Source organism: Burkholderiales bacterium (genome assembly GCA_035560005.1).
Classification (GTDB): Bacteria; Pseudomonadota; Gammaproteobacteria; order Burkholderiales; family Eutrophovitaceae; genus DASRFY01.
Window position 1 is genome coordinate 1 of record DATMAN010000005.1, and the last position, 11,949, is coordinate 11,949.

At 66.2% G+C, this 11,949-nt stretch carries 17 protein-coding genes; 14 read left to right on the forward strand and 3 right to left on the reverse strand.

The annotated features are described in order from the left end of the window. The 11 genes from VNM24_00340 to VNM24_00390 all read left to right on the forward strand — a co-directional run. A partial coding sequence (locus VNM24_00340; GenBank protein HWQ37046.1) for an AAA family ATPase occupies window positions 1-1,072 on the forward strand: 1,072 nt, incomplete at its 5' end. A gap of 28 nt (window positions 1,073-1,100) precedes the next feature. Continuing rightward, window positions 1,101-1,277 (forward strand): hypothetical protein, encoded by a 177-nt coding sequence (locus tag VNM24_00345; GenBank protein HWQ37047.1) that lies wholly within the window; start codon window positions 1,101-1,103, stop codon window positions 1,275-1,277. After that, complete coding sequence (locus tag VNM24_00350; protein HWQ37048.1) at window positions 1,274-1,612, forward strand: hypothetical protein; 339 nt, start codon at window positions 1,274-1,276, stop codon at window positions 1,610-1,612. Before VNM24_00345 ends, VNM24_00350 begins: the two co-directional genes overlap by 4 nt. Continuing rightward, a complete protein-coding gene (locus VNM24_00355) occupies window positions 1,609-2,070 on the forward strand; it encodes a hypothetical protein (protein ID HWQ37049.1) in 462 nt (153 codons plus the stop codon). Before VNM24_00350 ends, VNM24_00355 begins: the two co-directional genes overlap by 4 nt. A gap of 6 nt (window positions 2,071-2,076) precedes the next feature. After that, complete coding sequence (locus tag VNM24_00360; GenBank protein HWQ37050.1) at window positions 2,077-2,454, forward strand: hypothetical protein; 378 nt, start codon at window positions 2,077-2,079, stop codon at window positions 2,452-2,454. Continuing rightward, window positions 2,420-2,947, forward strand: coding sequence for a hypothetical protein (locus VNM24_00365; protein ID HWQ37051.1), 528 nt, complete (start codon window positions 2,420-2,422; stop codon window positions 2,945-2,947). The genes VNM24_00360 and VNM24_00365 overlap by 35 nt, the downstream gene beginning before the upstream one ends. 65 nt (window positions 2,948-3,012) lie before the next feature. Then, a complete protein-coding gene (locus VNM24_00370) occupies window positions 3,013-3,231 on the forward strand; it encodes a hypothetical protein (GenBank protein ID HWQ37052.1) in 219 nt (72 codons plus the stop codon). Then, complete coding sequence (locus tag VNM24_00375) at window positions 3,215-3,628, forward strand: regulatory protein GemA (protein HWQ37053.1); 414 nt, start codon at window positions 3,215-3,217, stop codon at window positions 3,626-3,628. Before VNM24_00370 ends, VNM24_00375 begins: the two co-directional genes overlap by 17 nt. Further along, entirely contained in the window at window positions 3,613-3,999 is a 387-nt protein-coding gene (locus VNM24_00380; protein ID HWQ37054.1) for a Mor transcription activator family protein, read from the forward strand. Before VNM24_00375 ends, VNM24_00380 begins: the two co-directional genes overlap by 16 nt. 134 nt (window positions 4,000-4,133) lie before the next feature. Further along, window positions 4,134-4,610 (forward strand): hypothetical protein, encoded by a 477-nt coding sequence (locus VNM24_00385; protein ID HWQ37055.1) that lies wholly within the window; start codon window positions 4,134-4,136, stop codon window positions 4,608-4,610. Window positions 4,611-4,745: 135 nt separating this feature from the next. Beyond that, window positions 4,746-4,946: a hypothetical protein gene (locus tag VNM24_00390; GenBank protein HWQ37056.1), complete on the forward strand. Its 201-nt coding sequence runs from the start codon at window positions 4,746-4,748 to the stop codon at window positions 4,944-4,946. 49 nt (window positions 4,947-4,995) lie between these two features. On the opposite strand, the gene VNM24_00395 is transcribed toward VNM24_00390, so the two are convergent. Beyond that, entirely contained in the window at window positions 4,996-6,120 is a 1,125-nt protein-coding gene (locus VNM24_00395; GenBank protein HWQ37057.1) for an aromatic ring-hydroxylating dioxygenase subunit alpha, read from the reverse strand. A 74-nt stretch (window positions 6,121-6,194) separates the two neighbouring features. Then, the gene (locus VNM24_00400; GenBank protein HWQ37058.1) at window positions 6,195-6,557 is read right to left on the reverse strand and encodes a carboxymuconolactone decarboxylase family protein; all 363 of its coding nucleotides are present in this window, start codon (window positions 6,555-6,557) and stop codon (window positions 6,195-6,197) included. 154 nt (window positions 6,558-6,711) lie between these two features. On the opposite strand from VNM24_00400, the gene VNM24_00405 reads away from it, so the two are divergent. Beyond that, window positions 6,712-7,584: a pirin family protein gene (locus VNM24_00405; GenBank protein HWQ37059.1), complete on the forward strand. Its 873-nt coding sequence runs from the start codon at window positions 6,712-6,714 to the stop codon at window positions 7,582-7,584. A 72-nt stretch (window positions 7,585-7,656) separates the two neighbouring features. Here the strand turns inward: VNM24_00405 and VNM24_00410 are convergent, their stop codons facing one another. Next, on the reverse strand, window positions 7,657-10,704 hold the full coding sequence (locus tag VNM24_00410; protein HWQ37060.1) for an AAA family ATPase: 3,048 nt from the start codon (window positions 10,702-10,704) through the stop codon (window positions 7,657-7,659). Window positions 10,705-10,957: 253 nt separating this feature from the next. On the opposite strand from VNM24_00410, the gene VNM24_00415 reads away from it, so the two are divergent. Further along, complete coding sequence (locus tag VNM24_00415) at window positions 10,958-11,425, forward strand: cupin domain-containing protein (protein ID HWQ37061.1); 468 nt, start codon at window positions 10,958-10,960, stop codon at window positions 11,423-11,425. Between the two features lie 28 nt (window positions 11,426-11,453). Continuing rightward, window positions 11,454-11,949: methyltransferase domain-containing protein (locus tag VNM24_00420; GenBank protein HWQ37062.1), on the forward strand; the 496-nt coding region annotated here is incomplete at its 3' end.

Below are 11,949 nucleotides of genomic sequence, written 5' to 3' on the forward strand. Positions count from 1 at the left end.
CCTCCTCAACTGGAACCAGTGGCCGCGACGCACGCCGCGCAAATCCATCGAAGAACAGACCGCCCAGTTTCTTCGCGCGCGCGGCGTGAGCGAGGAGGACATCGCGATCGCCTTCGAGCCGGAAGAACGCGGCGATCCGTATTTCAACGCCAGACCCCGTCCGTCTGCGCGCGCCCGCACAGACAGTCCAGATATCGCTCCCGTGGAGGTCGAAATGCTCACACCCGAGGCGCGCAAGCGCTTTCAGCTGTTCGCAGACCCGTTCGTCAACGACGTCACCGGCCCGGAGGACGTGTTCCTCGCGGCCGATCAGCGCTACATCCGCGAGGCGATGTACCACACCGCGAGGCACGGCGGATTCCTCGCCGTGATCGGCGAGTCCGGCAGCGGCAAGAGCACGCTGCGGCGCGACCTGATCGAGCGCGTGAAGAACGAGGACATCGTCGTCATCCAGCCGCGGGTGATCGACAAGCGCGCGCTCACCGCCGGAATGATCTGCGATGCCATCATATGCGATGTCTCCAAGGAGACGCCGCGCATGCGGCTCGAAGCCAAGGCGCGCCAGGTGGAGCGGCTGCTCACGGGCTCCGCACAGGCTGGCGCCTCGCATGTGCTCATCATCGAGGAGGCGCACGACTTGACCGTGCCGGCGCTGAAGCACCTAAAGCGCTTCTGGGAGCTAGAGCACGGTTTCAAGAAACTCTTGGCGATCATCCTGATAGGTCAACCGGAGCTCAGAGGCCTGCTCGACGAGCGCCAGAACTACGCCGCGCGCGAGGTGATCCGGCGATGCGAAATCGCGCAGCTCGAGCCCCTCGACGGCAACCTCGAAGACTATCTCGCGCTGAAGTTCCGGCGCGTGGGGAAGCAGCTCGACGAGATCTTCGCCAAGGATGCCTATGACGCCATCCGGGCGCGGCTCACCGATCGCCGGCGCGGCCCCGGGGGCGTGGATCACGTCCTCTCGCAACTGTATCCGCTGGTCGTCAATCGGCTCGTCACGCGCGCGCTCAATGAGGCCGCAGAGATCGGCGCGCCCAGGATCGACCGTGCTCTGATTGAGGCGCTGTAGGGTCATTTTTTATGCGAGGTACCACCCGATGAGCAATGCACGCAATCTGGAAGAGGCACGCGCGCGGTACGGCAAACCGTTCGCGCACGAAATGAAGGTCGAGCGTATCCGGCCCAGGAGCTATCTGCTCGAGCGGCTGGATGCATTGTCCGCGGCAGCCAAACAGCGTCAGGTCGTGAATCTCGTGCGCAGGAGCGGCACATGATGCCCGCCGCCTGGCCCGAGTATTACCTGCGGCACTGGGGCGAGATCTATATCGCCAACCCGCGCATCCGGGAGTACGGCGTGTCGCTTGCGCAGTTTCTGGAAGATCCGGAGCGCATCCTGCGCGCCGTCATCTTCGCAGAGCCGGAACACCAGCCACTGTTGCGCGCACAGCGCGACGTGCAAAGCCGGCTGGATGCCGAGGCGCGCGCGCTGGAGCGATTGCTTGCGAGCCGTCGGATGCGCGTGTCGGATGGCGCGTGCGTCGAGGTCATGCACCATCGCTGCTGGCCACGCCATGCGCGCCGGCGTCCAGAAGGAGACATGCGCTCGTGAGCGCAGATGCAAATCTCGGTGCGCAGTGCCTCGCGCTGCTCGGTGCAGCCCGCCGATGGATGGGCGCGCGTGCCATCGCGGCCAGGCTGAACATGGGACAGAACCCGGCTCCGGTCGCGCTTGCGCTGCACGATTTGTACGCGCAGCGCATGATCCAGAGAATCCGGGCGCCCGCAGCCGAGGCGCGTCTGCTCTATGCAGCGCATGGGGTGCCCGTACCGCCTCCGCAACGTCTCGCCGCGATCGCGCTGCAGAGCCAGAGCCAGGCTGCGCCGCGGGTGAAAGCGCGGCCCGCTTCCAAGGCGCCGCAGGCGCCAGAATTCACGCATGAGACGCGCGCTGACGGACGCATATCGATCTCGGGAGCAGGCGTGCTGATCGATGCTCTCGACCCGCAGCGCCTCTATCGGTTGCGCCGCGAGATCAGCCACGCGCTGAAGGATGCGAGGCTCAAATAGCAAGCCGTGCCCAGCCAAGTCTTCCCGCCGACCGTACACGACCTCATCGCCGCGCTGGGGCGCCGCGTCGGAGAGGCACGCGGCATCCGTGCCGCCGAGCTCGCAGCGCAACTAGGCTGCAGCGAGCGGCGGCTGCGCACGCTGATCTCCGAGGCGATCGAAGAACACGGCACTGCGATCTGCGGCCACCCATCGACAGGTTACTACATCGCAGCATCTGCCGAAGAACTCCTGCGCACGATCGCCTTTCACCGCGCCCGCGCGCTGCACGAACTGCGCAAGGTCTCGCGCCTCGCCAACATCCCGCTGCCCGATCTACTCGGGCAGCTTCGCCTGGAGACACATGGAGATGTCCATCGAACACATCGAGCAATTGGCCCGTGACTACTCCGTACGCCGCGGCACGCTGATCGAGTTGGTCAACGAGCTCGAAAACGAAAAAGCCCGCATCATGCGCAAATATCTGGCGCCAATCCGCAAGGCGGTGGCCGCAGCGCGCGACGCCGAGTCGCGCCTGATGATGGCTGTGGAGCGCAATGCGCATCTCTTCGTCCGGCCGCGCACGCTCGTGCTGCATGGGATCAAGGTCGGATGGCAGAAGGGCAAGGGCGGCATCCAGTGGGACGATGAAGAGGGTGTGGTCTCCCGCATCGAGAAGCTCTACGCCGGCGATCAGGCCATGCTCGATCAACTGCTCATCGTGCGCAAGAAGCCGCGCAAGGAGGGTCTCGAATCTCTGGACGTCGCGACACTCAAGAAGCTGGGTTGCACCGTCGTGGAATCAGGCGACCAAGTCGTCGTGCGCGCCACAGACGGCGAGGTCGACAAGCTCGTCGCCGCGTTGCTCAAGGATGCCGATGAGGATGCATTGGCGTGAATGACGGCAAGCGCGCACGCACGTCACCCTCACGCGCCAAGCGAGACGCAAATAGATGCACGTAAATGAGCGCCTGGAAAGAAGGAGCGATGAGTGTGGTGTGGGTGTTCAATGAGAGCCAGCTCGAACTGGCATTGGAGGCGCACTTCGCGCAGCAGGCTGGTCTGTGGCCAGATGCTGTCGGCGCCCGCAACCTGGTGCGCGCGTTTCTCCACGGAGATCAGGCGCGCATGCACGGATTGCTGATGAACGTCCAGCCAATAGACAATGCGGGCGAACGCTGAGCAGCGCCGCAGACGCGAGCTGGCGCAGATCCATATTGCGAAGGCAGCTCTGCAGCTCGACGAGGACACCTATCGCGACATGCTGTTCACGCTCGCCCGTGTGCGCTCTGCTGCAGATCTGGACTTCGCAGGCCGCCGTCGCGTGATTGAGCACCTGAAGTCGCGCGGCTGGCGGCCACAGCGCAGCAGACAATCTAGACACGCGCACGATCCAGTGGCACGCAAGGCGTTGGCGTTGTGGCTCGATCTGCGCGACCGTGGGCTGATCTCGGACGCCAGCAGTCAGGCACTCGCCGCGTTTTGTCGGCGAGTCACGGGAATCGAACGCCTCGAATGGATGAGTAGCGAGCAGCTCGCTGCGGTGATCGAGGGCCTCAAGGCATGGTCTCGTCGGTGAACCAGACGCGGTCGGCATCGAGCTATGGTGTCGCCCGCGCGCCTGAGTTTCTGCGCGATCTCGCTGATCACGTCGCCTCGATCATCAGCACCAGGACCACGCTCGATGACCTGACTGCGCTCGAGCTCGGCAGAGAGGCCGCCGAGCGGATCGCGCAAGTCTACGGTGGTGTCAGGATCAGGATCCCGACGGGTTCTTGGAACGGCCGCGTATCCTGCTTCCGCCTAGCTGATCGGGACATCTCCATCTATCGCATGTACAATGGCCGCAACTGGCGCGACGTCTGCGCCGCCTACCACATCAGCCGCTCGACCCTCTTCCGTGTGGTGCGCGCCGTCCATGCCGCACTGCACCATCTGAACACCTCCTAGCACTTGCACTAGCCGCAAACCTCTTCCACTATCCCCATCCCGACACCTCCCGTTTCCTCCCGCCTCTTCCCGATTATCGCGTCATTGCCGCCCGATTTTTCACATCAGCGGACAGCATCGAGATCGGTGGACGGGTGCTGCGGGTGGCCTTTGCGCCCGGAGAGTTGGCGCTGCCGCGCGAGACGATCCTGGCGTGGGTCGCCGCGTGCGCCGATGCGGTGGCGCATTACTTCGGCGCGCTGCCGGCGCGCGAGGCAGCGCTGCTGATCGTGCCGGTACCCGGGCGGGGCGTGCGCGGCGGCACGACCTACGGCTATCGTGGCGCGGCGAGCCGGATTCTCCTGGGGCGCGATTCCACGCGCGCGGATCTGGAGCGCGACTGGGTGTTGGTGCACGAGCTGACCCACCACGCGATGCCTTTCCTGCCGCACGATCATCACTGGATGGAAGAAGGCCTGGCCACCTACGTCGAGCCGATCGCACGGGCGCAGCGCGGGCGCTTGCGCGCCGAGTCCGTGTGGCTGGACCTCCTCGCGGGACTGCCCAAAGGCCTGCCGGGCGAGGGCGACCGGGGGCTGGCCGGCACGCCGACCTGGGGAAGGACCTACTAGGGCGGCGCCTCCTTCTATCTGCTCGCCGACATCGAGATCCGCAAACGCACCGGCAACCGCAAGGGGCTGCAGCATGCGCTGCGGGGCATCGTTGCGGCGGGCGGCAACATCGCGGCGGCCTGGAGCGTGCAACAGGTGCTGGCAGCCGGCGACCGCGCCACCGGAACTTCGGTGCTGAGGGAACTTTACCGCGAAATGAGCGACAAGCCGATGCCGCTCGACCTGGAGCGGCTCTGGCGCGAGCTTGGAGTGTCGCTTGCGGCGGGCGAGGTGCACTACGACGAGGAGGCGCCGCTCGCCGAGATCCGGCGCGCGATCACCGAACCGCCTTCATGACTGAGGCGCGAGCGGCGAGGACAGGCCCGGTCTTCGAGATCCTCGGCTCCTAGCCTTCGATTCTGCGCGCCTGCTCGCGCAGGCCGAGTTCTTCGCGCAGGAACTCGTGGAAGTGGATCATGCCGTCCTCGTGCGGCGAATGGTACGGACCCCGATCGTCCAGTCCCGCGGCGTGCAGCCCCTTTCTGCCGCGATGCAACAGCGTGCAGATCTGCGCATCCTCGGCGGCGGATTCGAGATAGGCGGCCTGGTGCGCCTCGACCAGCTCGCGCTCGAAGGCCGCGACTTCCTCCGGATAGAAAAAATCGACGACGTTGGTCGTGTGCTCCGGCGAACGCGGGATCAGCGTGCTCACCACCAGTGCGAACGGGTACCACTCGAGCATCACGTTGGGAAACAGGATGCACCATAACGTCCCGTACTTGGGCAGCTTGCCCTCGTTGTAGGCGAGGATGGCGTCGCGGTAGCGCGTGTAGTTGGGCGAAGTCTGGTGCCTGAACTGGTCCTTGATGCCCATGATCTGGTAGGACCAGCGGTCGCCGAATCCCCACTGGTAGTTGGATCCGTCGACGAAGCGCTTGAGTCCCGGGTGGAAGAACTCCACGTGGTAGAGCTCGAGATAAATCTCCAGGAACGCCTTCCAGTTGAACGGGCATTCGTCGACCGTCGTCTTTTCGTAGACGTAGCCCGAGAAATCGTAGTCGCCGGCGAGCGGGAAGTCGGCGAGCGCCCGGTTGACGTCCAGCGGCCCGGCGAACAGCAGCCCGTGCCAGTTCTGCAACGGCGTTTCCGGCAGGCACAGGCCGGGGTTTTCGGCGAAGTCCGGCGCGCCCAGCAGCTTGCCGTGCAGGTCGTAAGTCCAGCGGTGCACCGGGCAGACGATGTTCTGCGCGTTGCCGCGGCCTTCAAGCAGCAGCGCCTGGCGGTGCCGGCAGACATTGGACAACAGCGCCACGCCGCTCGCGGTGCGCACCAGGGTCTTGCCGTGTTCGAGCCAGGCGATGGTCTGATAGTCGCCGATTTCCGGGACCATCAGCTCGTGGCCGACGTAGTTGGGCCCCCGCGCGAACAGGACTTCCCGTTCCATTGCGAAGATCGCGGGATCGAAGTACCAGCGGACCGGCAGCTGCGAATCGGCGGCCTTCAGTCTGGCGTGGCTGGCAATGTCGGTCATTTCGGTCGCGGTCGCGGGCTTCGATGGGCGCGTATTTTAGAGCCTGCCGCAGCGCGCGCGTTCTCCTGCGGTCGTCAGGCCGGCTGCCGCGCGGCGCTCTGCGCGAACTCCTCGAACGCGTGGACCGCATCCGCCGCGTACATGAGCGACGGCCCTCCGCCCATGTAGACCGCGACGGCGAGCGCTTCCATGACCTGCTCCCTGGGTGCGCCGAGCGCCGCGAGCTTCTTGGCGTGAAAGCCGATGCAGCCATCGCAGTGTCCGGCAACCCCGATCGCCAGCGCGATCAGCTCCTTGTGCACTTCGGACAGCGCGCCGGCCTTCATCGCCCCGCGGGCGAGCGCGCTGAATCCGTCCAGCGCGTCCGGCACGTCCTTGCGCAGTTTGAGGATGCCCTGGTTGATGCGGCGGGTGATCTCGGCGTACGACTTGGTCATCTGCCTGCCTCGATTGCGATTGGCTCACCTAGCGAGTCTAGTGCGCGAGTGCGCCCCAGCGTTTGACACCGGTCAAGAAAAGTCGTCCCCGCCGAATCCGCACCGAAGGCCGCGAGCGGTTGTGGCGACTCGCCGCGGCGGCTACGATGGCTCCATGGAAAGCGAAGGTCTCGTCGTCCTCAAGCCGCGCGTGCGCGACCTCGGCGACTTCGAGATCAAGCGGGTGCTTCCGGGTCATCCCTTGCAGATGGTCGGTCCCTTCATCTTCTTCGATCACATGGGCCCCGTACGCCTTGCGGCCGGCCACGGCGTGGATGTGCGTCCTCATCCGCACATCGGGCTCGCCACCGTGACTTTTCTGTTCGAAGGCGCGCTGCTCCACCGCGACAGCCTCGGCTCGGCCCAGGTCATTTGTCCCGGCGACGTGAACTGGATGACCGCCGGACGCGGCATCGTCCATTCGGAGCGCTCGCCGGCGCAACAGCGTCCCGCGGGCCCTTCGCTTCACGGCATCCAGACCTGGGTCGCGCTGCCCGAAGCGTTCGAAGAATCCATGCCGAGCTTCTCTCACCATCCGGGCTCGACTCTGCCCCGGTTCGAGCAGGACGGAGTACGCCTCCGCGTGATCGCCGGCAACGCGTTCGGCGCGGTTTCACCAGTCAAGGTGTTTTCCCCGATGCTGTACGTGGCGCTGGAATTCTCTCCGAAGGCACGGATCGCGGTCCTCGCCGAGCACGAAGAGCGCGGCGTCTATCTGGTCGATGGCGGGCTGACCATTGGCGGACACACGGCGCTTGCCCAGCACCTCGTCGTGTTGCCGAAGGGTCAAAGCGTCGATCTCGCAAGCCCGACCGGCGCGCGGGCGCTGCTCCTGGGCGGCGCCTCGCTCGGCGCACGGCGCTTTATCTGGTGGAACTTCGTGTCCAGCTCCAGGGAGCGAATCGAGCAGGCCAAGGCCGACTGGGAAGCGGATCGGATGGGGCGCATTCCCGGCGAAACCGAGCGCATCCCGCTTCCCGGGAGATGAGGCGCAGCTCACGCCGAAAGGCGGCACGGGCTTGCCTGCGAAGAGCACGCCCAATGATCCCGCGGCTGCGTTCTATGCAGGTTCGGGGAGCGGCTCGAAGCGCAGTTCCGATCCGCTGAGATCCCGCTCGATCCGCGCCGCGATGTCCTGTGCAGCGGTGAGGTGTTGATGTTCTTCCGGGCGCGAGCCGGTTCGGCGGGCGAGCCGCGCAAGCGAACGGTGCACGTCCCAGGACAGTCGCAAACGGCCAATTCGTTCCGAGAGTTCAGCCGCCCGCCCCAGCGCCTCGCGCGCTGCGTCATGACGCCCATCCTCCATCCAGGCCTCGGCTTGCCAGCGCAGCGCGATGACAGAGAACTCTCGCAATCCGTTCGGTTCAGCCAGCGCCAGCAGCTCGCCGGCAGCGCCCGCGCATGCGCTGGAATCCCCGCGCCGGAACTGAAACTCGGCGAGGGCCTCCAGGCACCGCGCTTCCGAGTGGCGCTCGCTGTTCTCGCGCGCTACGGCCAGCGCCCGTTCGAGATCGCGCTGAACGCCGAGGTCCGCACGGCGCACGCGCGCGATGGCCAGACCGGCTTCCAGCCCCGGCAGCCAGAACATGACGCCGGCCTCCCGCGCAATGGACAAGCCGCGCTTCAGTGTTGTTGCAGCCTGCTCGTTGCGATTGAGGTCAAGCAGCAACTGGCCGATCAGGGTGTGGGCCATGATCTGGTAGCGGACGAGCTTCAGGCTCTCGAGGCTCTGCAGCGTCTCGTTGAGCCCGGCCCAAGCCGCGCGATACTCGCCGAGGCATGCCCGCGTGTGATCGCGGCCGATGAAGGTCGGTCCGAGATGCCACTGTAGATCGGCCGCGAGTGCGATCTGCAGCGCCGAATCGAAATACTCGAGCGCGCGCCGGTAGTCCGCGAGTCCCATAATCCCGATGCTCGCCCAGCCGATCATCATCAGGTTCTCGGACTCGTAGCTCCTGTCGCCGATCGCGCGCGCGTATTCCAGGGATCGCGTGAAACAGTCGATTGCCGCCGCGGGCTCGGCGTTAGCGAAGTGCGCTTCCCCCCGGCCATGAAACGCCTGCACGGCCACAAGGTCGGTCAGCCGCAAGCGCTCGCAGATCTCGACCGCTTCCTGGTGAAACTGGATCGCGCGGTGGTTGCGGCCGTTGCTCCAGGCTACTGTGCCGAGGTGATACAGGGTGTCGGCCGCGTGCCGCTCGTCGCCCATGGCGCGCGAGGCGGCCAGCGCTTCGTCCAGGCAGGCGGTGGCCTGCTCGTAGGCGTCGGCTCGTCGATAAGCCATTCCCAGTTCGATCAGCAGGTCGCGCAGGTGCTCGCGTGCGCCGCGGCTGCGCGCTATCCGGATCACACGCTCGAAGTCGGCAACAGCACCGGCCGTCTGCCCAGCCTGGGCGCGCGCGGCGCCGCGACGCTCGATCAGTGCAAGCTGCGATTGCTGGTCCATTGCTTCGGGGTGCGCCTCGGCGAGCGCCACGGCACGGTCAAACCAGCCTAGGGCCTCGCGCATCGCGAACAGACGCTGCGATTGCTCGGCCGCCTGCACCATGGAGTGGATGGCCCGCGACCAGACCTGCCCGCGTTCGTAGTGCTCGGCGAGCCCGGCAGTACGCTCATGCACTTCCAGGACCGGGTGGCGCTCAAGGGCCTCGGCGACGGCGCGATGAAGCAGCATCCGCCGGGTGACTCCGATGTCGAGGTATACCACCTCGCGCACCTTGTCGTGGCTGAAATCGTAAACGCCGGCCTCCTCTTCCTCCCTGAGGAGTTGCCGCCGCACAAGGAACTCGATGGCTTGCAGAAGCACCGCCTGCGGCTCCTGCGCCACTGCGTGCAGCAGCTCGAAGTCGAAGCGCCGGCCGAGCACGGCGGCGATCTCGAGCTTGCCGCGGACCTCGCGCGGCAGGCGACTGATGCGCGCTCGCACCGAGTCGCGTAACGCCTGCGGCAGCAGGTGGGCGCCGCCAGCCGCGTCCTCCGCACCTCGCTCCCGAGCGGCTGCCGGCAGTGCGTCCTGCTCGCTGAGCGAGTGAAGGAGCGAGGTCATGAACAGCGGATTGCCTTCCGATTCCCGGTGCAGCCAGGCAGCCAGTCCGGCGGTACGCAGTCTTTGCTCGCCGGACTGCTGTAGCAGCGCCACGGCATCGGCGAGCGTCAGGCGCGCCAAGGGGAAGTGCCGGGTGTGGGGCTCCCGCCGCAGGCTCTGGACGAAGCCGGCTAGGCTCTCGTCGGAATCCACTTCTTCGCCACGGTATGTGAAAACCAGCAGCAGAGGCCGGTCAGAAATCCTGCACGCAAGATAGTGCAGAAACTGGCGGCTTGCGTCGTCCACCCAGTGAATGTCGTCGACGCTGACCAGAAGCTGCCGTTCGCCGCCGAGCGCGTCGAACAAGCGCGCGATCGCCTGAAACAATCTTGCCTGGCGCAACTCGGGAAAGTCCGTGGACAGGGCGGGGAGGTTCGCGAACCGCTCGGCAACCGACGGCACCAATGCGGCGATCTCGGCAGCGGCGATCGCGGGCATCTTTCGCAGAGAGGCATTGGAGGATCGCCCCACGGCTTGGGTCACGAGATCGATTACCGGCTGATAGGGCATCCCGCGCTCGATCTCGTAGCAGTTGGTCCGCAGGGTGCGGATGCCCCTGGTGGCGGCGTAGCCGGCGATTTCCTGGAGGAGCCGGCTCTTGCCGATCCCCGGCTCTCCCTCGATCAGGACAGTGTGACCTTCGCCGGACGTGACGCGCGCCAGCAGGCCGACGAGCTGTCCGAGTTCGTTGCTGCGACCGACGAGGGGAAAGCCGAGGTCTGCTTCGGGCGAATGCGGGGCGGCAGCGCCCAGATCGAGCGGTTGCGCCTCCAGCGGCAGCCGTTCGGCAGGGCGCAGCGCTCGCGCCGCCTCCACGAACACGCCGCGCTCCGCGGCTGGTATCCCCAGGCGCTCGGCGAGGCGCTCGGCAAGACGCCGGGAGGGACGGCGCTCGTCGGCTTCGATCTTCCGGATTGCGGCGCGCGAGCAGCTCACGCTGTCGGCGAGCTCCTCCTGGGTCAGATCCAGCGCCTTTCGGCGGCGTCGCAGCCAGTAGCCGAACGAGTGCGTGCGCTCATCCACGGCCGTGCATCCCTGCTTGCAATCGATGTCGCGGCAATTCTAATCAACTTGCTGATTCGCAAGAAAAGATTCCAGCAGGGCCCACGGGTAGCCAGCCACCCTGCGGCCCGATGTGCGGGTCGCTCAAGCCCGCTTTTCTGTCACCCAATTTGTCCCGCTTACGGTGACCGCCGTACGCCCGTCGCGCGGTTCAATCCCCCGCGTCAACCGCCGTTGGACGATTTTTACCACCAACCACCTCAAGGAGGCAGGCATGGATGCGCTCAAGTCGATGACACTGGCCCTGATCACGGTGCTTTTCCAAGGCGTTTCGATCGCCCTGGCCGAGCCGGATCACCGGATGGTCACTCCCGGCGATCTCAAATGGAGCGATGTGGGCTCGCTGCCGCCCGGCGCGAAAATCGCCATCATCGAAGGCCGTCTGAGCGAGGCCGAACCCTTCACCTTCCGCCTGCGCTTCCCGGCGAACTACAGGATCCCCCCGCACTGGCACCCGGCCGTGGAGCGGGTCACCGTGCTGTCGGGGACGTTCTTCATGGGGGTGGGCGACAAGCTCGACCCGCAGGCGTCCATGCCGCTGCAGCCCGGCAGCATGATGATCCTGCAGCCGAAAACCCATCACTTCGCGTGGACGCAAGGCGAAGTCATCGTTCAGCTCAACGGCATCGGCCCCTGGGGAATCACCTATGTGAACCCTGCGGACGACCCGCGCAGGCAATGATTTCTTCGAACATGAGGAGCAGACAATCATGACAACAGCACAGGAAGCGCTGGGCCAGGCCGCACCCGCAGTCGATCTTGCGGCAGTCAAGTCGCGCCAGCAGGCCGCATGGTCGGCCGGCGACTACGCCGTGGTCGGCACCACGCTTCAGATCGTCGGCGAATCGCTGTGCGAGGCGCTCGACCTGCGCGCGGGCGAGAAGGTTCTGGACGTGGCCGCAGGCAACGGCAACGCCACGCTTGCGGCCGCGCGACGCTGGTGCGACGTGACTTCCACCGACTACGTGCAAGCGCTTCTGGACCGCGGCCGCGCGCGGGCCAGCGCCGAAGGGCTGGCCGTACAGTTCCGCGAGGCCGACGCGGAGGCTCTGCCCTTCGAGAGCGGGGCGTTCGACGTGGTCGTCTCGACCTTCGGCGTGATGTTCACCCCGAACCAGGAGAAGGCGGCCGCAGAGCTTGCGCGGGTCTGCAGGTCGGGAGGCAGGATCGGCCTGGCAAACTGGACGCCCGGCAGTTTCATCGGCG

Excerpts from the sequence above, each read along its gene's own strand:
- VNM24_00365 (HWQ37051.1), top strand. The coding sequence starts at position 2,420 with ATGTCCATCGAACACATCGAGCAATTGGCCCGTGACTACTCCGTACGC.
- VNM24_00395 (HWQ37057.1), bottom strand. The coding sequence starts at position 6,120 with ATGACCGACATTGCCAGCCACGCCAGACTGAAGGCCGCCGATTCGCAG.
- VNM24_00405 (HWQ37059.1), top strand. The coding sequence starts at position 6,712 with ATGGAAAGCGAAGGTCTCGTCGTCCTCAAGCCGCGCGTGCGCGACCTC.
- VNM24_00370 (HWQ37052.1), top strand. The coding sequence starts at position 3,013 with ATGAGCGCCTGGAAAGAAGGAGCGATGAGTGTGGTGTGGGTGTTCAAT.
- VNM24_00415 (HWQ37061.1), top strand. The coding sequence starts at position 10,958 with ATGGATGCGCTCAAGTCGATGACACTGGCCCTGATCACGGTGCTTTTC.
- VNM24_00380 (HWQ37054.1), top strand. The coding sequence starts at position 3,613 with ATGGTCTCGTCGGTGAACCAGACGCGGTCGGCATCGAGCTATGGTGTC.
- VNM24_00345 (HWQ37047.1), top strand. The coding sequence starts at position 1,101 with ATGAGCAATGCACGCAATCTGGAAGAGGCACGCGCGCGGTACGGCAAA.
- VNM24_00375 (HWQ37053.1), top strand. The coding sequence starts at position 3,215 with ATGCGGGCGAACGCTGAGCAGCGCCGCAGACGCGAGCTGGCGCAGATC.
- VNM24_00350 (HWQ37048.1), top strand. The coding sequence starts at position 1,274 with ATGATGCCCGCCGCCTGGCCCGAGTATTACCTGCGGCACTGGGGCGAG.
- VNM24_00400 (HWQ37058.1), bottom strand. The coding sequence starts at position 6,557 with ATGACCAAGTCGTACGCCGAGATCACCCGCCGCATCAACCAGGGCATC.